We start from the raw sequence: 25,755 nt of genomic DNA, 5'->3' as shown, positions 1-25,755 counted from the left end.
GGTCAGGGGCGGAAGTCGACACGGCGGGCGCGCACCGCCGGCCGACGGCGGGCGCCCTACGGGCAGGGCGTGCGAGACGCACGACGACGCGCGCTCCCGCCCGTCCGTGGTTATCGTCCGGGCATGGCATCCGTGCGCGCAGTCCTGATCGACATCGACGGGGTTCTCACCGTGTCGTGGGAGCCGTTGCCGGGGGCGGTTGCGGCGTTGCGGGAGGTTCGGGAGGCCGGTTTCGGCGTCGCGTTGGTGACCAATACGACCTCGCGGACGCGGGCGTCGATCGCCTCGGTGCTGAAGGGGGCGGGATTCACCGTGTCGGCGCAGGACATTCTCACCGCGCCCTCGGTCACCGCCGCGTATCTCGCCGAGCGCTGTCCCGGCGCGCGCTGCACGCTGCTGAACAGCGGGGACATCACCGAGGATCTCGCGGGCGTCACGCTCGTGGGCGTCGAGTCCGAGGACGTGGATGTCGTCGTCCTCGGGGGCGCCGGCCCCGAGTTCGGCTACGCGGCGCTGAACCAGGCCTTCGCACATCTCCAGCGCGGGGCCCGACTGGTGGCGATGCACCGCAATCTGTACTGGCGTACCGACGACGGGCTCCAGCTCGACTCCGGGGCCTTCCTGGCCGGGCTGGAGAAGGCCGCCCGGACCGAGGCCGAGGTCACCGGCAAGCCGTCGCCCGCGTTCTTCGAGGCGGCGCTGACGCGGCTCGGGGTCGGGGCGGACGAGGCGCTGATGGTGGGGGACGACATCGAGTCGGACGTGCTGGCCGCGCAGCGCGCCGGACTCACCGGGGTGCTCGTGAAGACCGGCAAGTACCTCCCGGAGACCCACCGCTCCGCCAGTGGCGCACCTGACCACGTGGTCGAGTCGTTTGCGGACCTGCCGGCGCTGCTGGGCGAGTCAGTGGACCAATAGCTGTACGCCGCCCACGATCGTCGCCGCGATCACCAACTGTTCGAACAGCCTCTGGTTGATCCGGTTCACAGCCCATTTGCCGAGGAACGCACCGGGCACGACGAACGCCACGAGGGCGAGGTCGAGCAGTAGCGAGTGGCCGTCGATCAGGCCCAGGCCGACGCTGAAGGGCACTTTGGAGACGTTGACGATCAGGAAGAAGAATGCCGAGGTGCCGAGGAAGCCGAGTTTGCGGAAGCCCGCCGACAGCAGATACATCGACATCACCGGGCCGCCGGCGTTGGCGACCATGGTGGTGAAGCCGCCGAGGACGCCGTAGGAACGGGCCTTGACGCGGCCCGTCCGGGTGGCGACCTCGTCGGGTTCCTCCGGCGCGTCGGCCGCGCGACGGCGCCACAGCGTCACTGCGGCCATGAACAGCAGGATCGCGCCGATCGACGTCCGTACGATCCCGTCGTCCGCCCATTGCAGGAACAGCGTGCCGGCGACCACGCCGACCGCGACCGCCGGGAACAGGCGCCAGAGCGTGGGCCAGTGGGCGTGCCGTCGGTAGGTGAGCACCGCGAGCACGTCCCCGGCGATCAGGATCGGCAGCAGGGCGCCGGTGGAGGCGCGGGCGGGCAGCACGGCGGCGAAGATCGCGAGGCTGACCGTGTTGGCACCGCTCACGGCCGTCTTGGAGAAGCCGACGAGCACCGCCGCGGCGGCGAGCGCGGCGAACCCCCAACCGGAAATGTGCCAGAGCGTCATCGTGTCCATGCGGAGACCGATGCTAGGTGCAGGTAGGCGGTCTGGTAAGTGCCGTCTCGCCGAGTGGTCCTGTTGGCGCGCTTCCGCTGGTGCCGCTCCACCAGCATCGCGCTCCCCTGCCCCACGCCCACACACACGGTCGCCAGCCCCTGTGCCGCCCCTGTCCGTCGCATCCGGTGCAGCAGGGTCGTGAGCATGCGAGCGTCCGAGCAGCCGAGCGGGCGGCCCAGCGCGATCGCGCCGCCGGTCGGGTCGACGCGGTCGGGGTCGATGCCGAGCTCGTCGACGCAGTCGAGGGCCTGGGCAGCGAAGGCCTCGTTGAACTCGGGCGGACAGGGCGCCGCGGAGTCGGCCTCTGGAGGTGCGGCGGGCGGCGGGCGGCGGGCGGCGGGCGGCGGGCGGCGAAGTGGACGGGGCGCACGACGGGACTCCTGACCGTCGTCATCGAGGGGCCGGGAAGCTTTAATTAGCAATGCTAGTTTCGGACTGTGGCGCAACTGGAGGAGACATGGCCGAGCACGTCCTCGCCGGAACGCAGGGCAGCCTCACCGTGCGCGAGTGGCCCCACGACCGGCCCCGGTACATGGCACTCCTCGTACACGGCTACGGCGAACACGTCGGCCGGTACGAGGAGCTCGCCGGGGTCCTCGTGACGCACGGCGCGGCCGTCTTCGGGCCCGATCACACCGGGCACGGCAAGTCCGCGGGCGAGCGTGTCCTGATCGAGGACTTCGAGGACGTTGGTCACGGATGTGCACGCGGTGGCCGACTTGGCCCGGGACACCCACCCCGGGGTGCCCCTCGTGATGGTCGGGCACTCCATGGGCGGTCTGATCGCCGCCCGCTTCGCCCAGCGGTACGGCACCGAGCTTGCCGCGCTCGTGCTGTCGGGGCCGGTGATCGGCGCCTGGGAGCTGCCGGGGGCGCTGCTCGCCCTCGACGAGATCCCCGACACGCCCATCAGCCCGGCCTCGCTCTCCCGCGACCCGGCGGTCGGCGCGGCGTACCGGGCCGATCCCCTCGTCTGGCACGGTCCGATGAAGCGGCCCACGGTGGAGGCCTTCGCCCGCACCCTGGAGACCGTGTCCACGAGCGGTGACGTGGGACCGCTCCCGCTGCTGTGGCTGCACGGCGACGACGACCGGCTGGTCCCGCTCGCCGGAAGCCGCGTCGGAGTCGAGGAGCTCAGGGGCGGGAGGTTCGCCGAGCGGATCTACGCCGGTGCCCGGCACGAGGTGTTCAACGAGACGAACAGGGCGGTGGTCTTCGCAGACGTGACGGACTTCATCGACGCCGTGCTCACGCGCTGAGACACCGCTGTTTGCACGAGTACGCCCGGGGCACCCGCGCCCCCATGGAGTGGTTGCGTCGAGCAGCCTGCGTGGGAGAGGACCCTGAACTGTTCTTCCCTGTGGGCACACAAGGACCCGCGCTGCGGGACATCGCAGCGGCGAAGCGCGTGTGTGCCCGTTGCCCGGTCACCCCCGAGTGCCTCGACCTGGCGCTCAGCGGAGGGCAGACCTCGGGCGTGTGGGGAGGAACCTGCGAGCAGGAACGCGACGCGCTGCTCCGTGACGGCATTGACCATGCCAGAAGGAGGAGCACGGTATGACTGTGGTGAGGAGCACCCTGCCCGATTCGGCCCGCGAGGTGGTCGGAGAGGCCCTGCAGAGCACTCTGGTGGATCTGGTCGGCGTGTCGCTGATCGGGAAGCAGGCGCACTGGAACATCGTGGGCCCGCGTTTCCGGTCCATCCACCTCCAGTTGGACGAGGTGGTGTCGACGGCTCGCTCGTTCTCCGACACGGTGGCGGAGCGCGCCGCGGCACTGGGCCTGCCGCCCGACGGCCGGCCGGAGACGATCGCCGCGGCCTACACGCTGCCCGGTTCGAAGAGCGGCTGGATCCGGGACGACGAGGTCGTCCGGTTGATAGTCGAGACGCTGGAGGCGGCGATCGGCCGGCTGCGCGAGCGCATCGACGCCACCGAGAAGGCCGATCCGGTCACGCAGGATCTGCTGATCGGCATCACCGCGGAGCTGGAGAAGCAGCGCTGGATGTTCGAGGCCGAGAACTGGCCCCGGGACTGACCAGCCCCGAAGCACCACGGAAAGGCGCATGCGATGACCGACGCCCTCGAACTCGACGCACTGTGGGAGGACTTCCACCGTGCGGTGAACATGACCTCGCAGGAACTGGCCGCCTGGCTGCGGGTGAGCGACGCCGACGAGTCCGCGGAGCCGCTGCCGGAGCACGCGGGTGAGCCGACCGGGCAGCATGTCCTCGCGATCCTGCAGAAGCGGCGCACGGACCTGACCGACGACGACATCGAGGTGATGTACGAGGTCGTGGACACCGTCACCGCCGAGGCCGACGTGGAGAACGAACCCGAGGCCGAGAAGACCGTGCGCAGGCATCGGTTGATGACGCTGGGGCACGACCCGCTCAAGCCGTAGCCACAGCGGGACGACTGGTCATGGCCGACGGGTTTCCGCCCGTCGGCCATGACTGCTCGGCCATCCATGACGATCCGGCCGAAGACGCCCTCCGGCGCGCCGGATGACATGGCACACTGCTCGCACATCCAGTCGAGCAGAGGAGTTTGTGTGACCGGGACCGAGTCGGCCGGCCGGCGGATCGACACGAGCAGGCCGCATCCGGCCCGGGTGTACGACTGGTTCCTCGGCGGGAAGGACAACTACCCCGTCGACGAGGAGCTCGGACGGCGGATCACGGCGCAGGGGGACGCACCCCGGCAGGCACGCGCCAACCGCCGGTTCATGGAGCGGGCCACCCGGGTCGCCGTACGGGACGCGGGAATCCGCCAGTTCCTCGACATCGGCTCCGGCATCCCCACCGAGCCCAACCTCCACCAGATCGCCCAGTCCGCGGTACCGGACGCACGGGTGGTGTACGTCGACAACGACCCGATCGTCCTCGCCCACGCGGCTGCCCTGCTGCACGGCACGCCGGAGGGGGCGACGCACTACCTCCAGGCCGACGCCCGCGAGCCGCAGCGGATCCTCCAAGGGGCCTCCGCCGTCCTCGACTTCGAGCAGCCCGTCGCGCTGTCGCTGGTCGCGCTGCTGCATTTCATCTCCGACGAGGACGGCGCGCAGGAACTGGTGGACACACTGGTCGGCGCGCTGGCGCCGGGCAGTTGTCTGGTGCTGTCGGCGATGACGGCGGACTTCGATCCGGAGAAGGTGAACGCGGGCATCGCGGCGTACACGGCGAGCGGGGTGACCCTGGTGGCCCGCTCGCGCGACGAAGTGAGCCGTCTCTTCAAGGGACTCGAGGTGCTGGAACCGGGGATCGTGTCCCTGTCGCGGTGGCGTCCGGACGCGCGTGAGGACGGCGACCCCGTATCGCTGTACGGGGCGGTCGGCATCAAGCGCTGAGCCTCGAGCCGGCGACTCACCCCAGCAGCCACCCCCCGTCCACGCTCAACTCCACCGCGTTGACCGAGCCGTTGCGCAACAGGAAGTCCACGGCGTCCACCACGTCCGCCACGGTCGCGAGCCGTCCGGTCGGGGTCCTGGCCCGCAGTCCCGCCAGGACCTGCTCCGGTTTGGCCCGCCAGTGGGGGCTGTCGCCCACGACTCCGGGGTGGATCGCGTTGACCCGGACGGGCGCGAGTTCGACGACGAGGGTGTGCATCAGCCCGGTCACCCCGGCGTTGACGGTCGCCACCGTCGTGGCGCCCGGGTACGGCCGCTCCTTGGCCTGTCCGCCGAACAGCACGATGGCGCTGTCGTCGTGCAGCCGGGACCGCAGCGCGTGCACGACGGCGGTGTAGCCGACGAGCTTGAGCGTGACGAGGTGGACGGCGGCGTCGATGTCGTACTCGGCCACCCGGTTCTCGTCCCGGGAGACGCCCGTGATCACCAGGTGGTCGACGGTCCCCACATCGCCCAGCGCGTCGGCGATCCCCTTCGGCCGCGCGAGGTCCAGGGCGAGCCCCCGGGCGCCGATCTCCTTGGCCGCGGTGTCGGCGCGGTGGGCGTCGCGCCCGGTGATCACCACCTCGTCGCCGCGCTCCGCCCGCACCCTGGCGAACTCCCTGCCGATGCCCGAGGTTCCGCCGATCACCACCACGCCGCTCATCGGGAAGCCTCCCTCAGGTAGTCCCAGTCCCGCGTGAAGCGGTACGAGTGCCGCGCGGGCGGCTGCGGGGCCTGTGTCTCCAGCCAACGCAGCGGTCCGTCACCGGCGTTGGAGAAGCCGTGCACACAACCGGCGCCCGCCCAGGCGCAGTCGCCCGGACCGAGCCGGTGTCGCGCACCGTCGAAGACCCCGTCCACCTCGCCCTCGAGGAACAGATACGTCTCCTCGAAGGGATGGTCGTGCGTGCCCGCGACGCCGTCGGGCGCGTACTGCACCATGAACATCGTCGAGGCCACCGCGCCGAGATCGCTGTCGACCATCATCTTCACCGTGATCCCGCTGTAGACGAGAAGCGCGGTCCGCATGCTCGCCGACACCGCGAGCAGGTCCTGGGACTGCTTGCCCGGGTCCATCTGGGCGGGATCGAAGTGACCGAAGGACCGGGTGCGCGGATCGCGGACGTCGATACGGACGGGCGGGCGCGCGGGCCACGCCGGGACCGCCTGGGTGTCGTACCCGTACCGGGCCCGCGGCACCGGCGCGAGCATGTCGGCCCAGCGGGCGACAGTGTCCCCGGCGCCGCGCCACGCGTGCGGGACCCCGGCCGGGAGGAGGCCGTAGTCACCCTCCTCCAGCAGGTACGACCCCTCGGGCACATCGAGGACCACGGTCCCGTCAAGGACGTGGAAACTCTCCTCGTACGAGTGCACATGAGCCGGGACCGCCCCATCGGGCCGCAGCTCGCACACCCCGAAACCGGTGTGCGAACTGCCGTCGCCCTCGCCGACCAACTCCCGACGCCGGTAGCCGTGTTCGTCGTACGACGGCTCCGGCACGTCGGCGGCCCGGCGCACCAGGTGTCGCGTCACGCCCGGGCCTCCTTCGCGGCCAGCAGCCGGTCACGGGACTCCTCGACCAGGCGCCGGGCGCGCGCCACGTCGGCGGTGAGCCTGCCGTCGCGCTTGCGGACGACGCCGTCGACGAGGACGGTCTCCACGTTGGACACGTCGGCGCTCAGCGCGACCGCCGCGGCGGCGTCGTGAACCGGGGTCACATTCAGGGCGGTTGCGTCGATCGCGACGACGTCGGCGCGCTTGCCCGGGGTGAGGGAGCCGGTGCGGTCCTCCAGACCGGCGACATGCGCGCCGTTGCTGGTGGCTATCTCCAGCATCTGACGTGCGGTCAACATCGTGTCGGGTACCGGGACATCGGCCTGCCAGCTCGCCGCGTTGACGCGGGCCCGCTCGGCGCCGAAGGCCGCGCGGATCTGGGTGAACATGTCGCCGGGCACGGTGGTGACGACGTCGATGCTGAGCGAGGGGCGCAGTCCGTGCTCGATCGCCTTCATCACCGGCGGCCAGCCGTGCCCCATCTGCGTCTCCACCTGCGGCGCGATGGAGACCGTACCGCCGCTGTCGGCGACCAGCCGCCACTCCTCCTCGCTGAAGTAGCAGCAGTGGACGTAGGTGGTGTCGGGGCCGAGCAGTCCGAGGTCGTGGAGCTGCTTGACCATCCCGAAGCGGCCGGCGAGCCGTCCCATGGCCACGTGCACGGTGATCGGGATGTCCAGCTCGCGGGCGAGGGCCCACTCCGAGGTGACGACGTCGTTGACGCAGAAGCCGGGGCCGCGGGTGGCGAGGGCCAGGGTGAGCAGGCCGTCGTCCGAGGCGAAGTACTCGGTGCGGACGCGGCGTACGTCGTCGCCCGGGATCGCGATCTTGCTCTCGAACCAGTAGTCGGCGAGGGAGGTGTTGGCGCTGCCGTAGGCGTACTGGGCGCGGATGCCGGTCTCCGTGAGGGCCCGGATCGCCGCGTCCGGGTGCTCGGGCGTGTTGTTGATGTGGGACCAGTCGACGAGCGTGGTGATGCCGGCGTTCAGGCACTCCAGGGCGCCCGCGAGGTTGGCCGCGTACACGTCCTCGGGTGTGTAAAGGGGTGCGAAGGTGTCGAGGATGTCGACGAAGTAGTCGTCGAGGGTGGCGTCGGGCGCCACGTTCCGGATCGAGGCCTCCCACGTGTGACGGTGGGTGTCGACGAAGCCGGGGATCACGATGCGGCCGGCCATGTCGAGGACTTCGGCCTCCGCGTCGATCTCGCGGTCCACGGCCGCGATCTTCCCGTCCTCGATGAGGACGTCACCCTTGGGCAGGTCCCCGACTGCGGGGTCCATCGAGAGCACGTGTCCGGCACGAAGGAGTATCCGATGGGTCATCGCGCTTCCTCCTGAAGGGTGTTCAGTACGCGGCCAGGCTCCTGACGGCCGCCACGACCTTGTCGACGGTGGGGATGACCTGCTCCTCCAGCACGTCCGCGAACGGCAGCGGCACACACTCCGCCGCCACCCGCCGCACCGGCGCGTCCAGCAGAGCGAAGCCCTCGTCGGCGACGACGGAGACGAGCGTGGCGCCCCAGCCGCCCTGGTACGGGTTCTCCTCGACGGTGACCAGCCGGGAGGTCCGGCCGAGCGAGGCGAGGACGGTGGCCATGTCGAGCGGCACGAGGGACCGCAGGTCGACGACCTCGACGCCGATGTCCTCCTCGGCGAGCAGCGAAGCGGCCTGCAACGCCACCGGCACCATCGAGGCGAGCGCCACCAGCGTCACGTCGGCGCCCTCGCGCGCGACGGCGGCGCGCCCTAGTTCGACCACGTGGCCGGGCGGCGCGGGCGCGCCCTTGGCGGCCAGCAGCCCCTTGTGCTCGAAGAAGACCACGGGGTCGTCGCTGCGTACGGCCGCCGCCATCATCCCGATGACGTCGGCGGGGGTGGAAGGTGCCGCGATCTTCAGTCCGGGGACGGTCAGCGCCCAGTTCTCGGTGGCCTGAGAGTGCTGCGCGCCGAAACCGAGCCCGCCGCCGTTGGCGGTGCGAACGACGAGGGGCACGGTGACCTGACCACCCGTCATGTAACGCACCTTGGGTATCTCGTTGGCGAGGTAGTCCCAACAACAGGCCAGAAAGTCCGAGAACATGATCTCCGCGACGGGCCGCATCCCGGTCATCGCGGCACCCATCGCCGCGCCCACGATGGCCTGTTCGGAGATCGGCGTGTCCCACACCCGCTCCCGCCCGAACTCCTTCAGCAGCCCGGCGGTCGTCTTGAACACCCCGCCGGCCTCACCGATGTCCTCCCCCAGGCAGACGACGGACGGATCGCGTCGCATCTCCCGCGCGATGCCCTCGGCGACCGCCTCCCGGTACGTGATCACGTCCGCCATGCCGCACCTCCGTCCGCCCACACGTCGGTGAACGCCTCCCGCGGATCCGGCGGCGGCGCGCTCTTCGCGGCCTCGATCGCCTGCCGTACGACTGTCTGTGCGCGCCCGTCGGCCGCGGTGACCGTCTCCTCGGGCACCCCCGCCTCGATCAGCCGCCCGCGCGCGATGTCCAGCGGGTCGTGTTTGAGCCAGCGTTCGACCTCCTCGGCCGGGCGGTAGGTCGCCGGGTCGGACCGGCTGTGCCCGAAGTGGCGGTAGGTCTCGGCCTCCAGCACGGCGGGCCCGTCTCCGGCCCGGGCCCGTCGCGCCAGCCGTGCCACCGCCTCCTGGACGGAGACGACGTCGTTTCCGTCGACGACCTCACCGGGGATGCCGTACGCCGGTGCCCGGTCGGCGGCCGGCCGGGGCACCGCCGTGACGTCGGCGATCCGCGTGTACTCCATGTACAGGTTGTTCTCGCAGACGAACAGCACGGGCAGCTTCCATACGGCGGCCAGATTCAACGCCTCGTGGAAGGAGCCGATGTTGGTGGCGCCGTCCCCGAAGAAGGCGACCGCGAGCTGTCCGGTGCCGCGCAGCCGGGCGGACCAGGCGGCGCCGACCGCCATCGGCAGGTGGGCGCCGACGATGGCGTAGGAGCCGAGCATGTTGGCGTCGGCCTTGGTGAGGTGCATGGACCCGCCCTTGGCCTTGCACAACCCCGTCGCCCTGCTCATGAGTTCGGCCAGGCACTCCTCGACGGTGGCGCCCCGGGCCATCGCGTGGTGGTGGCCGCGGTAGGTGGCGAAGACGTAGTCGTCGTCGCGCAGGGCGGCGCTCGCGCCGACCGCGATCGCCTCGTGGCCGGCGGCGAGGTGGGTGGTGCCCTTGACGAGGCCCTGGAGGAACAGGTCGTGGGCGGCCTTCTCCGTACGGCGGATGAGGGCCATCTGCTCGTACAGGGCGAGGAGTTCAGCGGTGTCCATCGATGGTCCCCGTGTTCAGGTGGGACTGCGCCTCCCGGGCGGTGTTGAGCTCGCCGCCCACGGTCCAGTACTTGCGGCCGGCCACCAGCAGCTCCTCGGCCGGGAACTTGGTGATGACCTCGCAGCCGTCGGCGGTGACGACCAGCTCTTCCTCGATCCGGGCGGCGGACCAGCCGTCGGCGGCCGGCCAGTAGGTCTCCAGGGCGAACACCATGCCCTCCTCGAGGACTTCGGGGTGGTCGAGGGAGACCAGGCGGCTGAAGATGGGCTTCTCCCAGATCGACAGGCCCACCCCGTGGCCGTACTGGAGAGCGAAGGCGGCGGTCTCGTCGGCGAAGCCGAACTCCTCGGCGCGCGGCCAGACCTGCACGACGTCGGCGGTGGTGGCGCCCGGCCGGACCAGGGAGATCGCCTCGTCCATGTACGCGCGGCAGCGGACGTAGGCGTCGCGCTGGGCACGGGAGGCGCTGCCCACGGCGAAGGTGCGGTAGTAGCAGGTGCGGTAGCCGAGGTGGCTGTGCAGGATGTCGAAGAAGGCGGGGTCGCCCGGGCGGATCAGGCGGTCGCTGTAGACGTGCGGGTGGGGTGAACAGCGCTCCCCGGAGATGGCGTTGACACCTTCGACGTACTCGCTGCCGAGGTCGTAGAGGACTTTGCTGACCAGTCCGACGCACTCGTTCTCGCGGACTCCTGGGCGGAGGTAGCCGTACAGCTCCTCGTAGGCCGCGTCGACCATCGCGCAGGCCTGGGCGAGCAGGGAGATCTCGCCGCCGGTCTTGATGCGGCGGGCCTCGAGGAAGACCTGCTGCCCGTCGACCACATCGATGCCCTCGGCCCGCAGGGCGGCGAGGACCGGCATCTCGGCGACGTCGATGCCGAGCGGTTCGCCGGCGAGACCGTGGGCGCGTAGTTCGGCGGCGATCTTCGCGGCGACGTCCTCGGCGATGCCGGCGTCCGGGTGGAAGGCGCCCCGCAGGGTGGAGATGCCCGCGCGGGCTCCGGTGGGCGGGCCGCCCTTGCCGTCGCTGTAGTCGAGCCAGGGGTTGTAGAGCTGGTGGTGGCGGGCCGCGGAGCCGAAGTCCCAGACGATCGGTTCGCCCCCGCGGACCAGCAGGGCGAAGCGGATCAGCTTGTCCATCGCCCAGGTGCCGATGTGCGTGGCGGTCATGTAGCGGATGTTGGCGAAGTCGAAGCTGAGCACAGCGCCCAGTTCGGAGCGGTTCAGTGTGTCGTGGAGCCGGGCCAGACGCTGTCTGCGCAGCCGGTCCAGGTCGACGCGCTCTTCCCAGTCGACGGCATTGGGGCCGTAAGTGCGGATCGCCATCGCGACCACCCCCACCATCGAGTCAACGACCGTCCACAAGGGGTGTCAAGTGTCACTGAACGGTTTGGCTTGCCACGAACCAGACGCCCACGGCCGGTACGTCGCCGTCGTTGCGGTAGCGGTGGGGGGTCGTGGACTCGAAGCAGACGGCGTCGCCGGGGCGCAGAACCTGCTCGTCGAAGCCGAGGGTGAGGACGAGTTCACCGGAGGTCAGATAGCCGTACTCGCTGCCGGCGTGCCGCATCAGGCCGCCCGAGCCGGAGGAGGAGCCGCCGGGCCGGTACGTGACGAGCAGGAAGTCCACGTCCGTGCCGGGGACGTGCCCGAGCCGCTCCCACACGACGCCGGAGTCCAGCTCCAGCACCTCCCGCTCACCGGGGCTGACCAGGGGGCCGATGCGTCGGCCGGGGTCGGCCGCGAAGGCCGCCAGGGCGTGTACGACCGTGTCCGAACCCACCGCGGCTGCGGTCTCCCGTCCCTCGAAGAGGGCTTCGACCGAGATGCCGAGGGCCGTGGTGATCGCGTACAGGGTGCTGACCGACGGCTGGCTCTTCCCGGTCTCTATCTGGGAGACCAGACTCGCGGAGACGCCGACCTCACGGGCCAGCGCGCGCAACCCCACACCACGCTCCAGCCGCGCCTGCCGAATGCGCGCCCCGACGGCCGGCACGGAAACAGGGGACACGGGCGGGCTCCTCTCGTGTGCAGCCCCATTGAACAACCCGGCCCCCCGGCCGGGGAAGACTGCCCGCGTCATCGGGGCGAGAGCGCCGCGCAGGCCCGGCAGACCGCCCGCAGTCTCGGGGACGAGGTCCCGCGTCATCCGGCAAAGATCACCCACACCCTCCGCCCCAAGCCCCCCGTCATCCGGGAAGCAGCGCCCGCACCTCCCACCCCTGCTCCGCCCGCGGCCCCGCGTGCAGTTCGCCGCCGAGGGCCGTCACCCGTTCCTTCAGGCCGACGAGACCGAAGCCGCCCCCGTGCGCCGCGGGCGGCAACTGGCTGCCGCCGCGCCCGTCGTCGGACACGGTCACCTCCAGGCGGGCCCGCTCGTAGCCCAGCCCGACGGTGACCTGGGTGGCGTCGGCCGCGTGCCGGCGTACGTTGGTCAGGGCCTCCTGCACCACCCGGAAGGCGGCCGCCTGGACTTCGTGCGGGAGGTCGTCGGGTACCGCGGGGGCGCGGTGCAGGGTGGCTTTCTGGATGGGGCTCGCGAAGCCGTCGATGAGGCCGGCGATGCCCGCGAGGTCGCCCACCGGGCGCCGGTCGGCCGGGTCCTCGGTGTCGCGCAGCACACCGACCGTGCGGCGCATCGACGCCAGCGCCTCGGTCGCGGCCCGCTCGATACCGGCGAGGACGGGGTCGAGTTCGTCGGCGCCGGTGTCCGCCATCATCCGCGCCACCTGGGTCTGCACCAGGATGCCGGTGACATGGTGGGCGACGAAGTCGTGCAGGTCGGCGGCGATGGCCAGGCGCTCCGCCCGCCGGGTCTCGCTGACGGCGACGGTCCGCCGGTAGTCCTGCGAGCGCAGATATGCGGCAAACGCCACGGTGAGGCCGATCAGGACGAACCCGATCAGCATGTACGCCAGCATGAGGTCCTCGTCGTCGAGGAACGGCCGCACCGGCAGCGCGAGGACGGCGGCGCCGTCGAGCGACGCGCACGCCATCACCGAGGTGCGCGGACAGTGCCGTACCGCGACGAACAACAGGCACAGCAGGATCGCCAGCTCGCCCGGTCCGAACAGGGCACCGGAGCGCACCACGGAGTCGGCCGTGCACAGGAGGGAGGCCACGGCCGGCACGACGGCGCGCAGTTGGGGGGTGAGCCAGGGCGGGCGCCGGTGGGCCGGCCACAGTACGGCGGCGGTGCCGAGCAGCAGCACGGCCGCCTGTGGCCAGCCGACGCCCTTGTCGGCGCCCGAGGCGAAGAGGTCGACAGCGGCCGCTGCGACGAGGGCACCGATGCCGGCGGCCCATACGCAGCCCCGGGCGGAAACGGACTTCATGCCGCTCACGCTATGCGCAGCCGCCGCAGACGGGATCGGCCGAACGGTCGAGGCGCCGCCGTGCCGGACCCGGAGATCTTGGCCGTTCGGCCGAGGCGGGCGCCCGGCCCCGCGGGCGAGAGTGGAGCCACTTCCGAGGAGACGCCTCTTCCCCGGAGCCCCTCCTCCCCTGTCCTCAGGAGTACGTGATGCAGAGCAAGTACCTCGTCGGCGCCGTCGGCGCAGTGGCCGGCGCGGCCGTCGTCTTCGGACTCGGCGGCCACTTCCTGGCCGGCACCGAGTCGACCACCTCCCTGGACACCCAGAGCACGGCTTCCGTCGGCGGCCACAAGGCGCTCGCCGCGTACGTCGTCGAGGGCCGCACCCAGAGCAAGTACCACCCGCTGCCGTGGGTCGGCGTGAAGGTCACCGACGTCTCCTGCCCAAGCGGGCTCAAGGCCGTCGCCGGCGCCACCCTCACCTGCACCGGCGCGAAGAGCGGCGGCGGGACCGTGGACATACCGGTGACCGTGGTCAAGGCCTCGGACAAGTCCGTCACCTGGAAGTTCGACCGCTGACAAGGGGACCCGATCACATCATGAACACCGTCCTGGCCGGTTACGGCCTCGTCAAGAAGTACGGCTCCACCACCGCGCTGGCCGGTGTGGACGTCGACGTCCGCGAGCGCGACTCGTTGGCGATCATGGGCCTGTCCGGCTCCGGCAAGTCCACCCTGCTGCACACCCTCGCGGGGATCGTCCGCCCGGACGCCGGCGAGGTGCTGCTGAGAGGCGAGCGCATCGACCGGCTCGGTGAGAACAGACTGAGCGCACTGCGCCGGAAGCGGTTCGGGTTCGTCTTCCAGTCGGGTCAGCTGCTCCCGGAGCTGCCCGCCGAGGAGAACGTGGCGCTGCCGCTGATGCTGGAGGGCATGCCCCGCAGACAGGCCGTCGAGCGAGCCCGCCGCTGGTTCGCACCGCTGGGTCTCGACGGCCTCGCGCACCGCAGGCCCGGTCAGCTCTCCGGCGGTCAGGCCCAGCGCGTGGCGATCGCCCGGGCCCTGGCCGTCGAACCGGACGTGGTCTTCGCCGACGAGCCGACCGGCGCCCTGGACCAGGCCACCAGCACGGAGGTGGTCCGACTGCTGACGTCCGTCACGCGGGAACAGGGCGCCGCCCTGGTGATGGTCACCCACGACGCGGAGGTCGCCGGCCACTGCCACCGCGTCCTCCAGGTCCGCGACGGCCGCGTCAGCGGCCACAGCCCATACACGGTCGCCTGAGCGGCAGGAGATGTCATGCGTTCCCCCGTCCTGCCCCTGACCTGGCACATCGTCCGGTCCTCCGGCCGCCGTGGCCTGCAGAGCCGGCTGCTGGCGGCCGGTGCGGCCACCGTCGGCACGTTCGTCCTGCTGGTCATGGTCGCCGCCGCCCTCGGCTCCGGCGCCCGCGCCGACCGCACCGCCTGGCGCACCCCCGAACCCGCGAAGCACGGCACCGCGGTCCAGGCGCTCGCGACGACGTACGTACGCCACGAGCCCGTCACCGTCGTCTCCGTCGCCCAACTCCCCGGACGCCGCGGAACCCCCGCACCGCCCGGCCTGACCTCCTTCCCGGGGAAGGGCGAGGTGTACGTCTCCCCCGCCCTGGCCGCACTGCTGCACAAGCTGCCCGCGAACCAACTGGCCGACCGTTTCCCGAAGGTGCCCTCGTACGGCACGATCGGCGCCGCCGGTCTGGCCTCGCCGGACGAGCTGGTGGCCGTCGTCGGGCGTGCCCCGACCGATCCCGCGGTGTCCGAAGCGGCCGAGGGCTCCACGGTGTCCGACATCGATCAGGCCGCGCGCGCCGAGATCAGCGGTTTCTCGGGCACCCACGCGAGCCTGTTCACCGCCTACGACCAGCAGACGGCCCTGGTGGGTGTGGCGCTGCTGGTGATGCCGGTGGTGGTTCTCGCGGCGGCCTCCGGGCGGCTCGGCGCGGCCCGGCGCGAGCAGCAACTGGCCGCGCTGCGACTGGCCGGGGCGACCCCGCGGCAGATCATCGGCATGACCGCGCTGGAGACCGCGGCGCTCGGCGCGGCCGGTGCCCTGACCGGTGCGGCGCTGTACGCGGGACTGCTGCCCCTGCTCGCCGAGATCCCGTACGGCATCGGCGGCTGGTACGTGAGTCAGCTGTGGGTGGGGTTGCCGTGGCTGGTGACGGTCGTGGTGGCGGTCACCGGGGTCATCACCCTCAGCGCGGTGTCGATGCTGCGTCAGGTCGCGACCTCGCCGCTCGGCGTCGCCCAGCAGGCCGACCCACGGCGGACCCGGATCATCCGGCTCGTGCTGTTCGTGGCGGTCCTGCTCTATGTGTGGAGTTCCACTGGCGGCGGGCAGCTGTCGACCCGTCAGGTGGTCGGTCTGCTGCTGCTGTTCTACGGGGCTTTCTGGCTGTTCGGGCCGTGGGTGGTGGACCGGCTCGGCCGACTGGTCGGCCGCTTCGCCCGGGGTCCGGCGACCCTGCTGGCGGGCCGTCGTCTGAGCGACGACCCGCGCGGTGCCTGGCGTACGGTCAGCGGTCTCGTGCTGGCCGGGTTCGCGGCGGGGTTCTTCGCGGTGAGCATGGTCGGCATGGACGGCTCGGCCCACCGGGACCAGGTCGCGGTGGCCGGTGCGCACGCCTCGCAGGTCCGTACGCTCCTCCGTGACGCCGGTGTCACCGCCACCGTCGACACGGTGGGCGAGGACGACTGGGACGGGCTGCTGAGCGGCACGCCGGGCGTGATCGCCCACATATCCGGCGACGGCCGGGCCCGTCTCGACACCGCCGTCACCGCGTTGACGGCCGCGAACCCGGCTCGGCCGCCCCTCACCCAGGACTACGTGACGGCGGGCGACCGCACCGGCATCGGCCGCTTCGCCGAGGTCAGCACGGCGACTCTGGCGCTGAGCTTCCTCGTCGCCACGACGTCGGCCGGCCTCACCGCCGCCGCGGGTGTCCTGGACCGACGCCGGATCTACGGCCTTCTCCGCCTCGCCGGCACTCCTCTCAAGGTGCTGGACCGGGCCCGCGTCCGCGAGACCGTGATCCCCCTGGTCGCCCTGGCCGGCGGCACCACCGCCATCGGCGTCTACCTCTCCTACCGTCTCAACAGGGCTGTCGGCGCCTCGATCAACGTGACGGGCGTCCTGGAGCTGGCCGTGTGCGTGGCCGTGGGCGCGCTGGCGATGTTCGCGGCGATCGGCGGCAGCAGACCGTTGCTGCGCAGAGTGACGGAGGACGCAGCACGCAGCGCGGACTGAGACACCGGCTGGGAGCGACTCCGCTGATCGGATCGGTGCCGTGGCCACGAGCCGGCCTCCCGCCCGAGCGGTAGGGGCGGCCCGAAACGGCCGCCATCGGCTCCCGGTCCGGCGTGGCCCCGTGGCGGAGACAGTGCCGGCCACGGGTCGGCGCCCGCCCGAGAGGTGGGGCGGACTGGCCGACCGATCGTCGTCGGGTCCCGGCTCCGCGAGGGCCCAGCGACGTCCTCGCGCCGACACGGGACTGGTGCGAAGCACCGGCCGTGACCAGGACACAGCCCGCCCTCAGACCGGCACCGGGCCCGACCGTCACCCTCCGGCCGGGCCCGGTACCACAACCCCGCCCCGTCCGCAGCGCCACCGTGCCCGTCCTTCCCTGAGGCATGATCGACCCATGACGAGCCCCACCCCGCCGGCCGTGCCCATCCGTGTGCTGATCGCCGACGACCAGGACATGGTCCGTACCGGCTTCCGTTTCTTCCTGGACGCGCAGCCGGACATCACCGTGGTCGCCGAGGCCGCCGACGGGGAGACGGCGGTGCGGCTGGCCCGGGAGGTGCGGCCCGATGTGTGTCTGCTGGACATCCGGATGCCGAAGCTGGACGGGCTGGAGGCGACCCGGCTGCTGGCGGGGCCCGAGGTCGCCGATCCCCTGCGGGTGGTCGTGGTCACCACCTTCGACCTCGACGAGTACGTCTACGGCGCGCTGCGCGGCGGTGCCTGCGGGTTCTTGCTGAAGGACTCCGGGCCCGTCCTCCTCGCCGAGGCGGTCCGTGCCGCCGCGGCCGGGGACTCGCTGGTCTCCCCCTCGGTCACCGTGCGCCTGCTCCGGCACGTCACGGCGGACCCGGCCCCCGCGCCGGTCGTCGCGGCCTGCCCCGCACCCACCACCGAACCCCTGACCGACCGTGAGCTCGACGTGGTCCGCCTGGTCGCCCTCGGCCGTACGAACGCCGAGATCGCCGCCGAGCTGTACGTCTCCCTCTCCACGGTCAAGACCCACCTCTCCAGCGTCCAGCTGAAACTGGCCGCACGGAACCGCGTGGAGATCGCCGCCTGGGCCTGGCAGCACGGGCACGCGCGGCCAGAGAGCTGAGTCACCCGTTCTTCTTCCCCTCGAGCAGTTCTTCCAGCCGGTCGAACCGCTCGTGCAGGGCATGCAGCGCCCGGGCGCCCACAGGGTGCAGGCGCTTCTGCTCCCGCCCCACGAACCAGGTGGCGAGCGCCGCCGTGACCATGCCGAACGTCGTGATCCCGACGACCATGACCACCGTGCCGACGGCCCGGCCCCACCAGGTGACGGGGTAGAAGTCGCCGTATCCGACGGTCGTCGCCGTCTCGACCGACCACCACAGGGCCTTCGGGTACGACGTCAGGTTGGCGCCGCGCGCCTCCTCCTCGGCGACGATCACCGCCCAGGAACCGGTCAGCATCACCGCGAGGAGCACGAGGGTCGCACCGCCCGCCGCCTTCAGATGGAGCGACCGCCCCTCCCGGCCGAGCATCAACCCGACGACCCTGACGAGGATTCCGGGCAGCATGCTCACTCCTGGCAGTCCGCGGGCAGGGGCGGGGCGTACGGGGCCAGTGTCACCGCCGGGAGGGCGCCCGGCACCTCGGACGGGGCGTTCGAGTCGCCGTTTCCGGGACAAGCTGATCATCGGACGGCACAATGGCGGCAACGGCCGCAGGCACGAGAAGGAGCACAGTCGTGAGCGAGAGCCACACCCCGTCGGGTGCGTCGGCGAGGCTGAACACAGGTGTGGCGCACAACGCGCGCGTGTGGAACTACTGGATCGGCGGCAAGGACAACTACGAGGTCGACCAGCGGGTCGGCGATCACGTCGCCGGGATGTTCCCGATCATCCAGGAGATCGCCCGCGCGGACCGCTGGTTCCTGGGCCGCTCGGTGCGCTTCCTCACCGAGGAGCAGGGCATCCGGCAGTTCCTCGACATCGGCACCGGGCTGCCGACGGTGGACAACACCCACGAGATCGCTCAGCGCATCGCCCCCGACGCACGGATCGTCTACGTCGACAACGACCCGATCGTGCTGGTCCACGCCCGCACCCTGCTGACCAGCACCCCCGAGGGCGTCACGGACTACATCGACGCCGACGTCCACGACCCGGCCGCGATCCTTGAACGCGCCGCGCAGACCCTGGACTTGAGCAGGCCGGTCGCGGTGATGATGCTCGGCATCCTCAACTTCGTCCTCGACACCGATGAGGCCCGGCGGATCGCACGGGAGGTCATGGCCGCGATGCCCGCCGGGAGCCACCTGGCGCTGACGCACCCCACGTTCGACGCCGACCTCGGCGGCGAGGGCCAGATCCCGGCCATGAAGTTCTGGAACGAGAACGCCACTCCGCCGATCACGGCCCGCAGCGGCGAGGACATCGCCACGTTCTTCGAGGGACTCGACCTCCTCGAACCGGGCCTGGTCTCCTGCTCGCAGTGGCGTGCCGAGTCCGACTCCCCGGTCGTGGTACCGCAGTTCGGCGCGGTGGCCGTGAAAAGGTGACGCGGGATCCGATCCGGCCGAGCCCGTCGTGGAGGACGTATGACCACCCTTGCCGACCCCGTCCCCGGCGGCCGTCCCGGTGACGTGGACCGGGCCACCGCACTGAGCGAGGAGCTGGCCGAGAAGGGCGTGCGCGGCGTGGTCCTGGCCTACGTCGACACCGCGGGCATCTGCCGGGTGAAGACGATCCCGACGGCGAAGCTGCCCTCCGCCGCGGCCTGGGGCGTGGGCATGTCGCCGGTGTTCGACACGTTCCTGGCGAACGACTCCATCGTCACGACCGACACCCTGGGCTCCCCCGACGGCGATCTGCGCCTCTACCCCGACCTCGACCGGCTCGTGGCGCTGGCCGGGCAGCCCGGCTGGGCCTGGGCGCCGGTCGACCGGATCACGCAGGAGGGCGAGCGGCATCCGGGCTGCTCCCGCACGGTCCTCCGGCGGATCGTCACCGAGGCCGCCGAGCGGCACGGGATCACCTTCAAGGCAGGCGTCGAGATCGAGTGGGCGGTGGGCCGGGGCCCGGCGGCGGACGGTGACTTCGTGCCCGCCGTGTCGGGACCGGCGTACGGCGCCACCCGGCAGGTCGAGCTCGGCGACTACGCGGCCGACCTGCTGGCGGCCTGCGCCGAGCAGGGCATCGAGGTCGAGCAGCTCCATCCCGAGTACGCGGCCGGGCAGTTCGAGATCTCGACGGCTGCCCTGGACCCGGTGGCGGCGGCCGACGTCAGCGTGCTCGTACGGCAGACGATCCGGGCGGTGTCCCAGCGGCACGGGCTGGTCGTCTCCTTCGCCCCGGCGGTCTTCGCGGAGGGCGTCGGCAACGGCGGCCACCTCCACCTCTCCGCCTGGCGCGAGGGCGTGAACCTGCACTCGGGCGGCAAGGGCCGCTACGGCATGACGCCCGAGGCCGAGTCGTTCGTCGCGGGTGTCCTCGCCCATCTGCACGCGCTCACGGCCCTGACCGCGCCGAGCCCGGCCAGCTATCTGCGCCTCAAACCCTCCCAGTGGGCGGGGGTGTTCACCGCCTGGGGCCGCGAGGCCCGGGAGGCGGCCGTCCGGATCGTCACCGGCACCGCGGGCCGGACCGACCGGGCCGCGAACCTGGAGCTGAAGCCGGTCGATCTGGCCGCCAACCCGTATCTCGCGTTCACCGGTCTGATCGCCGCCGGACTCGACGGCCTGACCTCGGCCATGCCGCTGCCCAGAGAGATCACCGGCGATCCGGCCCTGCTCCCCACCGACCGGGCCACCGCCATGGGCGTACGCCGGCTGCCGACCTCCCTGTCCCAGGCGGTCAGGGCGTTCCGCGCCGACGAACAGCTGCGGGCCGCGCTGGGGCCGGTCCTCACCGACGCCGTGGTCGCCGTGCGCTTCGGAGAGAGCGATTCCGTGGCCGAGCTGGACGACGAGCAGATCGCGGCGGCGTACCGCTGGAAGTACTGAGCATGAGCGGAGGCGTCCAAGAGTCCCTCGCCGCCGCCCGGCTGGTGGACCACCACTGCCACGGGGTCGTCATCGACGGCCTCGACCGCACGGGCTTCGAGTCGCTGCTCACCGAGGGCGCGGCCTGGCCCGGGATCTCCCCCTTCGACAGCCCCGTCGGCGTGGCGGTCCGCCGGCACTGCGCACCCCTGCTGGACCTCCCGCGCCACGCGCCGCCCGACGCCTACCTGGCCCGCCGCGCGGAACTCGGCCCGCGGGAGGTCAACCGCCGCTTCCTGACCGCCGCGGGCACGGACGTGTTCTGCGTGGACACCGGGTACGCGCCGCAACGTCTCACCACACCGGCGGAGCTGGCGCAGGCCGCGGGCGGGACGGCGTACGAGATCGTGCGGCTGGAGGGCGTCGCGGAGGCGGTGGCGGCGCGGGGCGTGGAGCCGGACGCGTACGCGGACGAGTTCCACGCGGCCGCTCTGGAGGCCGTGGGGCGGCCGGGTGTGGTGGCCGTGAAGTCGGTCGCCGCCTACCGCACCGGCTTCGACCTGGACCCGGCGCGCCCCTCGGACGCGGAGGTCACCCGTGCCGCCACCGACTGGCTCGCCCACGGTGGACGACTGGCCGATCCGGTTCTCGTACGGCATCTGCTGTGGACCGCGGTGGACCTGGGGCTGCCCCTCCAGCTGCACACCGGGTTCGGCGACAGCGACATCCGTATGCACCGCGTGGACCCGACCCACCTCACGGACTGGCTGCACCTGACCGCGGGCACGATCCCGGTCCTGCTGCTGCACTGCTGGCCGTATCAGCGGCAGGCCGCCTATCTGGCCGCGGTGTTCGAGCAGGTGTACCTCGACGTGGGTCTCACCCTGCACTACGTCGGACCCGCACGGTCCCGGGCGATCCTGGCGGAGGCGCTGGAGATCACTCCGTTCCGCAAGCTGCTGTACAGCTCCGACGCGTACGGAGTGGCCGAATTCCATCTGCTCGGCGCGCTGTCGTTCCGGCAGGGACTGGCCGGGCTGCTCCAGGAGCGGGTGGACGCCGACGAGCTGAGCCTGCCGGACGCGTTGCGCGTCGCGGCCTGGACGAGCGGGGACAACGCCCGCCGCCTCTACGGACTTCCCGCCCCGTCCCCGTCCCACCAGGCGAGCGCGACTGAGCGCCCGCCGTCCCCGGAAAGTATGATCTAGCAATGTCTGACTTGACCGAAACCACGCCCGGCTGGCTGAGCGCCGACGATCTCGAGCAGACCCGCGCTCGGATGCCCATCCTGTACGTCGAGGCCGTGCCCGTGCGCGTCGACGACAGCGGCGAAGTCACCAGCGTCGGCCTGCTGCTGCGCATCGGACCGGACGGAACGGTCAGCCGCACTCTGGTCTCCGGCCGCGTTCTGCACCACGAGCGGGTCCGGGACGCCCTCCTGCGCCACCTGGAGAAGGACCTGGGACCCGTGGCCCTGCCCCGGATCCCGCCCTCCCTGCAGCCCTTCACGGTGGCGGAGTACTTCCCCACCCAGGGGGTCACGCCGTACCACGACCCACGCCAGCACGCGGTGTCCCTCGTCTACGTCGTCCCGGTGAGCGGTGACTGCCAGCCCCGCCAGGACGCCCTGGACCTGGTGTGGTTCAGCCCGCAGGAGGCCCTGTCACCGGCGGTGGAGAGCGAGATGCCCGGCGGTCACGGAGTGCTGCTCAAGCAGGCGTTGGCCCACATGGGCTGCGCTGTCTGAGGACCCGGTCAGTCGGTCTCCTTGCGCTGCGTCGTGCCGGGCTCGCCGTCGTCCCGCGTCCACGCGACGACGAGTTCGTCCTTGCTGCCGAAGCGGACCAGGTGGCTGCCGACGACACCCTCCAGGAGATCGAGGTGCTCGGACTCCGTCTCCAGCCTCAGCACCAGCGCACCCTCGGTGGCGGTGAGGGAGCCTTTGCCTCCGTTCTGGAAGAGCAGGCTGCCCTCACCGCTCTCCTCGTCCCACGTGGTGCGGCTGCGACGCCCGAGGTGCGAGGCGAGCTGCTTGGCGTAGCGGTGCGGGCGGTCGGTGGCGACGCGGGCTTCGGAGCGGGGCATGGGTACTCCCGGGAGTGCGGTGGCGCGGTACGAACTCGATGCTGCCGCAACACCGGTCGCCCCACGTCCATTCCGCACCGCTCGCACACCGCGACGTTCGTGTGCGGCCTATGCGCGGGTCTTGCTCGTCATGGAGAACTCGTCGGCCTCCGCCAGGTCGAAGTCGCCGTGGTCGCTGCCCAGGCCCTGCGCCACCAGCGCCGCCGCGGCACTGCCCAGGATCGCCGCCTCGCGTGGCGTACGGCCCAGGCCCACCCCGCGCAGGAAGCCCGCCGAGAAGGCGTCGCCGCAGCCGGTGGTGTCGACGACCTCGACCTCGAAGGCGGGGATGGTCTCCGTGCCCTCGGCGGTGACCAGGAGGGCGCCGTCGCCGCCACGGGTGACCGCGACCAGGCCCACACCCCCGGCCAGGAACTTCTTCGCACCGGTCACCAGGTCCTCTTCCTCGCTGAAGCCGAGGACCTGGTCCTCGTTGGGGAGCAGGTAGTCGACGTACGGGAGCAGCGGTTCGATCTGGTCGAAGGTGCCGAGCTCACCCGGCGCGAGCAGGTCCACCGAGGTGATGACGCCGTGGTCCTTGGCGTGCGCCAGGATGCGGGTGGCGACCTCTGCGCCGATCAGCTCGGGGCCGCCGAGGTGCAGGTGGCTCGCCTCGGCGACCGCGTCCCAGGACACGTCGTCGAGGCCGTAGGTGATGTTGGCGCCGAGCAGGTGGAGGGTGGGGCGGTCACCGTTGGGGCGGATGGGCAGGACGGTCGCGGAGGTGGAGGTGTCGGTACGGCGCACGAGCAACGCGGTGTCGATCCCGGCCTTGTCGAGCAGCTGCGTGAGCAGGTCGCCCGTCGGGTCGGTGCCGATCGCCCCCGCGGTGCGCACCGAGGCGCCCAGCTTGGCGAGGGTGAGGGCGGTGCCCGCGGCCGTGCCGGCGGCGGTCATGCGGATGTCCTCGACCAGGGTCGCGCCCTGGCCCTCGGGTATCTCCTCGACCGGCCGTACCAGCACGTCGAGCACGTGCACACCCATGGTGACGACGTTCTGTGCCTTCATCGGTTCCCCTCCTGTGCGGATTGCGTGGTGCCGTAGTTGCGGGCGAGGGCGGCCTCGATCACCGCGATCTGCTGCTGTTCGTCGAGGATGCGGGGCTGTCCCAGGGCGGCCGCGCGCTGGTAGACACCGCAGGCCCACTCCAGGAGCAGCGCGTGCTCGACCGCCTTGTCGAGGGTCGGGGCGTGGGTGACCGCGCCGTGGTTGGCCATCAGGGCCGCACCGCGCCCCTCCAGCGCGGCGAGGACCGACTCGGCCAGTTCCGGGGTGCCGAAGGTGGCGTACGGCGCGACCCGGACGGTGCCGCCGAGGGCCAGCAACTGGTAGTGGACGCAGGGCAGTTCGTCGAGGACGAGGGAGAGCGCGGTGGCCATCGGGGCGTGGGTGTGCACCACGGCGGCGGTGCCGTAGCGGCGGTAGACGCCCAGGTGGAGGTCGAGCTCCGAGGTGGGCAGCAGGCTTCCGGCCGCGATCTCTCCGTCGAGGTCCACCACGGTCACCTGGTCCGGGGTGAGCTCGGCCAGGACGGCGCCGGTCGCGGTGATCGCCACGTGGTCCTCGACGCGCACGCTGACATTGCCCGCCGTACCGATGAGCAGGCCCTCGGCCCCCAGACGGCGGCAGGCGTCCGCCACGGCGGCCCGCTCCTCGCTCAGCACCGGGCTTGAGTCGGTCATGCGCGCGACGCTAACCTAAACCTGAAACAAAGTCACGTTCACGTTCGGAGGTTGTCACGTGAGTGAGCGAAGGTCGTCCCGTGGCTGAGTCCACCCCGGACGCCGACCCGGCCGCGTGGGTCACCGCCCTGCGCCGCACTCCCCAACAGGCCCGCAGCCGGGCCCGTTTGGCCAGGGTTCTCGAAGCCGCGGAGCGCATCCTGGTCGAGGAGGGTGTCGAGTCGCTCACCACGACCCGGATCGCGTCCGAGGCGCGGGTGTCGGTCGGCTCGCTGTACCAGTACCTGCCCGATCGCGGGGCGATCATCGACGCGCTCGCGGCCGGCTACTTCGCCAAGCTGGAAGCGGCGATGGACGCGCTCGTCGAGGCCGCGGCCGCCGAGCGCTGGGAGGACCCGGTCGGCGTGCTCATCGACGCGTACACGGAGATCTACCGCACCGAACACGGCTTCCGCGCCCTGTGGTTCGGCAGCGGACTGACCGAGCGGACCCGGACCGCGGACCGCGAGCACAAGCGCCGGATGGCCGACGGGATCCGCCGCATCCTGCTCGCCCTGCAGCTCGCCGAGGACGACGAGACCCTCGCCCGCGTCTGCCACGCCGCGATCCTCGCCGCCGACGCCCTCGCCCAGGAGGCCTTCCGCCGGGAAACGAAGGGGGACGCTGCGCTGCTCGAGGAGACCAAGATCATGCTGCGCGGTTATCTCACGGACATCGCGGCGCGGTACAACGGTTCCTGACGTCTTCTGCGCAACGGGGGTCCGATGCAGCTCACCTTCACCGGCCGGGTGATCGAATGGCGCGGCCCGGCGCCCTACTACTTCGTCCCGGTGCCCGACCAGGAGTCCGCCGACATCGGTGAGGTGGCCCTGATGGCCACGTACGGCTGGGGCGTGATCCCGGTCGAGGCCCGGATCGGTGAGGTCACCTTCACGACGTCGCTGTTCCCGAAGGACGGCGGCTATCTGCTGCCGCTCAAGAACGCGGTGCGGGGGCCGGAGGGGCTCGACGCGGGGGACGGCGGGTGGAGATGACGGTCCGCTTCTAGCCACCAGCGCAACCGCGGCGCACTGCGTCGGCGCGGCGACGCCTACCTGGCCGCGGTCCCGCGCGCCGCCGGGGAGATCCCCCGGGTCGTCACTCCGGCCGAACGCCCGGACGCCATGGTGGAGTTCGCCGAAGCGGCGCAGGGTCTGGCCGAGGCGACCAGCCGCCGGTACGAACTCCAGGAGCGGATCGACGGAGCGGGCTCGTCGCGGGATCCGCGGTCAGCCCTCGGACAGCAGGAGGCGACGGGCGCCGCCCTGGCGCGGTTCGAGGCCGCCGAACGCCAGCGGCAGCCCGCGGTCGAGGACCGGGTGGCCGGCCGGTGCGGCGAGGTCACCGCAGGCCCACCGGCTCGCCCTCACCACGGTCTCCGGGACCACGACCATGGGCCTGTGGCACCCGACG

At 71.8% G+C, this 25,755-nt stretch carries 29 protein-coding genes and 2 pseudogenes; 16 read left to right on the top strand and 15 right to left on the bottom strand.

Features of this window, described 5'->3' with window-relative positions; genetic code table 11:
• Positions 1 to 123: 123 nt before the first annotated feature.
• The gene (locus tag QF027_RS42500) at positions 124 to 918 is read left to right on the top strand and encodes a TIGR01458 family HAD-type hydrolase (RefSeq protein WP_307080748.1); all 795 of its coding nucleotides are present in this window, start codon (positions 124 to 126) and stop codon (positions 916 to 918) included.
• On the opposite strand, the gene QF027_RS42495 is transcribed toward QF027_RS42500, so the two are convergent.
• Entirely contained in the window at positions 904 to 1,677 is a 774-nt protein-coding gene (locus tag QF027_RS42495) for a sulfite exporter TauE/SafE family protein (protein ID WP_306973586.1), read from the bottom strand. The two genes, QF027_RS42500 and QF027_RS42495, sit on opposite strands and share 15 nt — an antisense overlap.
• An 80-nt stretch (positions 1,678 to 1,757) precedes the next feature.
• A pseudogene (locus QF027_RS42490) lies at positions 1,758 to 2,066 on the bottom strand (3-oxoadipyl-CoA thiolase); the annotation flags it as partial.
• 110 nt (positions 2,067 to 2,176) lie between these two features.
• On the opposite strand from QF027_RS42490, the pseudogene QF027_RS42485 reads away from it, so the two are divergent.
• The 5 genes and pseudogenes from QF027_RS42485 to QF027_RS42465 all read left to right on the top strand — a co-directional run bounded on the left by QF027_RS42485 (position 2,177) and on the right by QF027_RS42465 (position 5,067).
• Positions 2,177 to 2,978: pseudogene (locus QF027_RS42485) on the top strand (lysophospholipase).
• A gap of 44 nt (positions 2,979 to 3,022) precedes the next feature.
• Entirely contained in the window at positions 3,023 to 3,280 is a 258-nt protein-coding gene (locus tag QF027_RS42480; RefSeq protein ID WP_266568451.1) for a WhiB family transcriptional regulator, read from the top strand.
• Positions 3,277 to 3,756 carry a Dps family protein gene (locus QF027_RS42475; RefSeq protein WP_306973590.1) on the top strand — a complete coding sequence of 160 codons (480 nt, stop codon included), beginning with the start codon at positions 3,277 to 3,279 and terminating at the stop codon, positions 3,754 to 3,756. Before QF027_RS42480 ends, QF027_RS42475 begins: the two co-directional genes overlap by 4 nt.
• A gap of 33 nt (positions 3,757 to 3,789) precedes the next feature.
• On the top strand, positions 3,790 to 4,122 hold the full coding sequence (locus tag QF027_RS42470) for a DUF3140 domain-containing protein (RefSeq protein ID WP_307080746.1): 333 nt from the start codon (positions 3,790 to 3,792) through the stop codon (positions 4,120 to 4,122).
• Positions 4,123 to 4,272: 150 nt separating this feature from the next.
• Positions 4,273 to 5,067, top strand: coding sequence for an SAM-dependent methyltransferase (locus QF027_RS42465; protein ID WP_307080744.1), 795 nt, complete (start codon positions 4,273 to 4,275; stop codon positions 5,065 to 5,067).
• Positions 5,068 to 5,083: 16 nt separating this feature from the next.
• Here QF027_RS42465 and QF027_RS42460 read toward each other — a convergent pair whose 3' ends face one another.
• From QF027_RS42460 to QF027_RS42425, 8 genes are all read right to left on the bottom strand, one after another.
• Positions 5,084 to 5,773 (bottom strand): SDR family oxidoreductase, encoded by a 690-nt coding sequence (locus QF027_RS42460; protein ID WP_307080742.1) that lies wholly within the window; start codon positions 5,771 to 5,773, stop codon positions 5,084 to 5,086.
• Positions 5,770 to 6,642 (bottom strand): cupin domain-containing protein, encoded by an 873-nt coding sequence (locus QF027_RS42455; RefSeq protein ID WP_307080740.1) that lies wholly within the window; start codon positions 6,640 to 6,642, stop codon positions 5,770 to 5,772. Before QF027_RS42455 ends, QF027_RS42460 begins: the two co-directional genes overlap by 4 nt.
• The gene (locus QF027_RS42450) at positions 6,639 to 7,985 is read right to left on the bottom strand and encodes an amidohydrolase family protein (protein ID WP_307080738.1); all 1,347 of its coding nucleotides are present in this window, start codon (positions 7,983 to 7,985) and stop codon (positions 6,639 to 6,641) included. The genes QF027_RS42455 and QF027_RS42450 overlap by 4 nt, the downstream gene beginning before the upstream one ends.
• A 22-nt stretch (positions 7,986 to 8,007) precedes the next feature.
• The gene (locus QF027_RS42445) at positions 8,008 to 8,988 is read right to left on the bottom strand and encodes an alpha-ketoacid dehydrogenase subunit beta (RefSeq protein ID WP_307080737.1); all 981 of its coding nucleotides are present in this window, start codon (positions 8,986 to 8,988) and stop codon (positions 8,008 to 8,010) included.
• Positions 8,976 to 9,953: a thiamine pyrophosphate-dependent dehydrogenase E1 component subunit alpha gene (locus QF027_RS42440; RefSeq protein ID WP_307080735.1), complete on the bottom strand. Its 978-nt coding sequence runs from the start codon at positions 9,951 to 9,953 to the stop codon at positions 8,976 to 8,978. The genes QF027_RS42445 and QF027_RS42440 overlap by 13 nt, the downstream gene beginning before the upstream one ends.
• Positions 9,940 to 11,277 (bottom strand): M24 family metallopeptidase, encoded by a 1,338-nt coding sequence (locus QF027_RS42435; RefSeq protein ID WP_307080734.1) that lies wholly within the window; start codon positions 11,275 to 11,277, stop codon positions 9,940 to 9,942. The genes QF027_RS42440 and QF027_RS42435 overlap by 14 nt, the downstream gene beginning before the upstream one ends.
• Positions 11,278 to 11,329: 52 nt before the next feature.
• Positions 11,330 to 11,962 carry a helix-turn-helix domain-containing protein gene (locus tag QF027_RS42430; RefSeq protein ID WP_306973609.1) on the bottom strand — a complete coding sequence of 211 codons (633 nt, stop codon included), beginning with the start codon at positions 11,960 to 11,962 and terminating at the stop codon, positions 11,330 to 11,332.
• A gap of 178 nt (positions 11,963 to 12,140) precedes the next feature.
• A complete protein-coding gene (locus QF027_RS42425) occupies positions 12,141 to 13,286 on the bottom strand; it encodes a sensor histidine kinase (RefSeq protein ID WP_306973610.1) in 1,146 nt (381 codons plus the stop codon).
• Positions 13,287 to 13,474: 188 nt separating this feature from the next.
• On the opposite strand from QF027_RS42425, the gene QF027_RS42420 reads away from it, so the two are divergent.
• From QF027_RS42420 to QF027_RS42405, 4 genes are all read left to right on the top strand, one after another.
• Positions 13,475 to 13,843, top strand: coding sequence for a DUF4333 domain-containing protein (locus QF027_RS42420; protein WP_306973612.1), 369 nt, complete (start codon positions 13,475 to 13,477; stop codon positions 13,841 to 13,843).
• A 20-nt stretch (positions 13,844 to 13,863) separates the two neighbouring features.
• Positions 13,864 to 14,547: an ABC transporter ATP-binding protein gene (locus QF027_RS42415; protein WP_306973614.1), complete on the top strand. Its 684-nt coding sequence runs from the start codon at positions 13,864 to 13,866 to the stop codon at positions 14,545 to 14,547.
• Positions 14,548 to 14,562: 15 nt separating this feature from the next.
• Positions 14,563 to 16,551 (top strand): FtsX-like permease family protein, encoded by a 1,989-nt coding sequence (locus QF027_RS42410; RefSeq protein WP_307080731.1) that lies wholly within the window; start codon positions 14,563 to 14,565, stop codon positions 16,549 to 16,551.
• Positions 16,552 to 16,945: 394 nt separating this feature from the next.
• Positions 16,946 to 17,647, top strand: coding sequence for a response regulator (locus QF027_RS42405; protein WP_306973618.1), 702 nt, complete (start codon positions 16,946 to 16,948; stop codon positions 17,645 to 17,647).
• Position 17,648: 1 nt separating this feature from the next.
• Here QF027_RS42405 and QF027_RS42400 read toward each other — a convergent pair whose 3' ends face one another.
• Positions 17,649 to 18,092, bottom strand: a complete 444-nt coding sequence (locus tag QF027_RS42400; protein ID WP_307080730.1) for a potassium channel family protein — start codon at positions 18,090 to 18,092, stop codon at positions 17,649 to 17,651.
• Positions 18,093 to 18,262: 170 nt separating this feature from the next.
• Here QF027_RS42400 and QF027_RS42395 point away from each other — a divergent pair, with 170 nt between their 5' ends.
• The 4 genes from QF027_RS42395 to QF027_RS42380 are packed head-to-tail and all read left to right on the top strand — an operon-like array spanning position 18,263 to position 22,244.
• Positions 18,263 to 19,075, top strand: coding sequence for an SAM-dependent methyltransferase (locus QF027_RS42395; protein WP_306973622.1), 813 nt, complete (start codon positions 18,263 to 18,265; stop codon positions 19,073 to 19,075).
• Between the two features lie 39 nt (positions 19,076 to 19,114).
• Positions 19,115 to 20,518 carry a glutamine synthetase family protein gene (locus QF027_RS42390; protein ID WP_307080728.1) on the top strand — a complete coding sequence of 468 codons (1,404 nt, stop codon included), beginning with the start codon at positions 19,115 to 19,117 and terminating at the stop codon, positions 20,516 to 20,518.
• A gap of 2 nt (positions 20,519 to 20,520) precedes the next feature.
• Positions 20,521 to 21,705, top strand: coding sequence for an amidohydrolase family protein (locus QF027_RS42385; protein ID WP_307080726.1), 1,185 nt, complete (start codon positions 20,521 to 20,523; stop codon positions 21,703 to 21,705).
• 2 nt (positions 21,706 to 21,707) lie between these two features.
• The gene (locus tag QF027_RS42380; RefSeq protein ID WP_306973628.1) at positions 21,708 to 22,244 is read left to right on the top strand and encodes an NUDIX hydrolase family protein; all 537 of its coding nucleotides are present in this window, start codon (positions 21,708 to 21,710) and stop codon (positions 22,242 to 22,244) included.
• A gap of 8 nt (positions 22,245 to 22,252) precedes the next feature.
• Here the strand turns inward: QF027_RS42380 and QF027_RS42375 are convergent, their stop codons facing one another.
• The 3 genes from QF027_RS42375 to QF027_RS42365 form a co-directional block, all read right to left on the bottom strand.
• Complete coding sequence (locus tag QF027_RS42375; protein WP_307080724.1) at positions 22,253 to 22,582, bottom strand: DUF2218 domain-containing protein; 330 nt, start codon at positions 22,580 to 22,582, stop codon at positions 22,253 to 22,255.
• A gap of 108 nt (positions 22,583 to 22,690) precedes the next feature.
• Entirely contained in the window at positions 22,691 to 23,629 is a 939-nt protein-coding gene (locus QF027_RS42370) for a carbohydrate kinase family protein (RefSeq protein WP_306973632.1), read from the bottom strand.
• A complete protein-coding gene (locus QF027_RS42365; protein ID WP_307080723.1) occupies positions 23,626 to 24,303 on the bottom strand; it encodes a class II aldolase/adducin family protein in 678 nt (225 codons plus the stop codon). Before QF027_RS42365 ends, QF027_RS42370 begins: the two co-directional genes overlap by 4 nt.
• Before the next feature lie 80 nt (positions 24,304 to 24,383).
• Between QF027_RS42365 and QF027_RS42360 the strand changes: the two genes are divergently transcribed.
• Positions 24,384 to 25,043, top strand: coding sequence for a TetR/AcrR family transcriptional regulator (locus QF027_RS42360; protein WP_306973636.1), 660 nt, complete (start codon positions 24,384 to 24,386; stop codon positions 25,041 to 25,043).
• Between the two features lie 24 nt (positions 25,044 to 25,067).
• Positions 25,068 to 25,337, top strand: coding sequence for a DUF1905 domain-containing protein (locus tag QF027_RS42355; protein ID WP_373432470.1), 270 nt, complete (start codon positions 25,068 to 25,070; stop codon positions 25,335 to 25,337).
• Between the two features lie 234 nt (positions 25,338 to 25,571).
• Here QF027_RS42355 and QF027_RS42350 read toward each other — a convergent pair whose 3' ends face one another.
• Entirely contained in the window at positions 25,572 to 25,736 is a 165-nt protein-coding gene (locus QF027_RS42350) for a hypothetical protein (RefSeq protein ID WP_306986857.1), read from the bottom strand.
• Positions 25,737 to 25,755 lie beyond the last annotated feature (19 nt).

Origin of the sequence: Streptomyces canus (genome assembly GCF_030816965.1) — a bacterium.
Classification (GTDB): Bacteria; Actinomycetota; Actinomycetes; order Streptomycetales; family Streptomycetaceae; genus Streptomyces; species Streptomyces canus_E.
The sequence above is the reverse complement of the archived record's forward strand: the minus strand, read 5'-3'. Positions and strand labels throughout refer to the sequence as shown.

Coding starts and splice junctions, on each gene's coding strand:
- QF027_RS42500 (WP_307080748.1), top strand. CDS start 124: ATGGCATCCGTGCGCGCAGTCCTGATCGACATCGACGGGGTTCTCACC.
- QF027_RS42495 (WP_306973586.1), bottom strand. CDS start 1,677: ATGGACACGATGACGCTCTGGCACATTTCCGGTTGGGGGTTCGCCGCG.
- QF027_RS42480 (WP_266568451.1), top strand. CDS start 3,023: ATGGAGTGGTTGCGTCGAGCAGCCTGCGTGGGAGAGGACCCTGAACTG.
- QF027_RS42475 (WP_306973590.1), top strand. CDS start 3,277: ATGACTGTGGTGAGGAGCACCCTGCCCGATTCGGCCCGCGAGGTGGTC.
- QF027_RS42470 (WP_307080746.1), top strand. CDS start 3,790: ATGACCGACGCCCTCGAACTCGACGCACTGTGGGAGGACTTCCACCGT.
- QF027_RS42460 (WP_307080742.1), bottom strand. CDS start 5,773: ATGAGCGGCGTGGTGGTGATCGGCGGAACCTCGGGCATCGGCAGGGAG.
- QF027_RS42450 (WP_307080738.1), bottom strand. CDS start 7,985: ATGACCCATCGGATACTCCTTCGTGCCGGACACGTGCTCTCGATGGAC.
- QF027_RS42445 (WP_307080737.1), bottom strand. CDS start 8,988: ATGGCGGACGTGATCACGTACCGGGAGGCGGTCGCCGAGGGCATCGCG.
- QF027_RS42440 (WP_307080735.1), bottom strand. CDS start 9,953: ATGGACACCGCTGAACTCCTCGCCCTGTACGAGCAGATGGCCCTCATC.
- QF027_RS42435 (WP_307080734.1), bottom strand. CDS start 11,277: ATGGCGATCCGCACTTACGGCCCCAATGCCGTCGACTGGGAAGAGCGC.
- QF027_RS42425 (WP_306973610.1), bottom strand. CDS start 13,286: ATGAAGTCCGTTTCCGCCCGGGGCTGCGTATGGGCCGCCGGCATCGGT.
- QF027_RS42420 (WP_306973612.1), top strand. CDS start 13,475: ATGCAGAGCAAGTACCTCGTCGGCGCCGTCGGCGCAGTGGCCGGCGCG.
- QF027_RS42415 (WP_306973614.1), top strand. CDS start 13,864: ATGAACACCGTCCTGGCCGGTTACGGCCTCGTCAAGAAGTACGGCTCC.
- QF027_RS42410 (WP_307080731.1), top strand. CDS start 14,563: ATGCGTTCCCCCGTCCTGCCCCTGACCTGGCACATCGTCCGGTCCTCC.
- QF027_RS42405 (WP_306973618.1), top strand. CDS start 16,946: ATGACGAGCCCCACCCCGCCGGCCGTGCCCATCCGTGTGCTGATCGCC.
- QF027_RS42400 (WP_307080730.1), bottom strand. CDS start 18,092: ATGCTGCCCGGAATCCTCGTCAGGGTCGTCGGGTTGATGCTCGGCCGG.
- QF027_RS42390 (WP_307080728.1), top strand. CDS start 19,115: ATGACCACCCTTGCCGACCCCGTCCCCGGCGGCCGTCCCGGTGACGTG.
- QF027_RS42385 (WP_307080726.1), top strand. CDS start 20,521: ATGAGCGGAGGCGTCCAAGAGTCCCTCGCCGCCGCCCGGCTGGTGGAC.
- QF027_RS42380 (WP_306973628.1), top strand. CDS start 21,708: ATGTCTGACTTGACCGAAACCACGCCCGGCTGGCTGAGCGCCGACGAT.
- QF027_RS42375 (WP_307080724.1), bottom strand. CDS start 22,582: ATGCCCCGCTCCGAAGCCCGCGTCGCCACCGACCGCCCGCACCGCTAC.
- QF027_RS42370 (WP_306973632.1), bottom strand. CDS start 23,629: ATGAAGGCACAGAACGTCGTCACCATGGGTGTGCACGTGCTCGACGTG.
- QF027_RS42365 (WP_307080723.1), bottom strand. CDS start 24,303: ATGACCGACTCAAGCCCGGTGCTGAGCGAGGAGCGGGCCGCCGTGGCG.
- QF027_RS42355 (WP_373432470.1), top strand. CDS start 25,068: ATGCAGCTCACCTTCACCGGCCGGGTGATCGAATGGCGCGGCCCGGCG.
- QF027_RS42350 (WP_306986857.1), bottom strand. CDS start 25,736: ATGGTCGTGGTCCCGGAGACCGTGGTGAGGGCGAGCCGGTGGGCCTGC.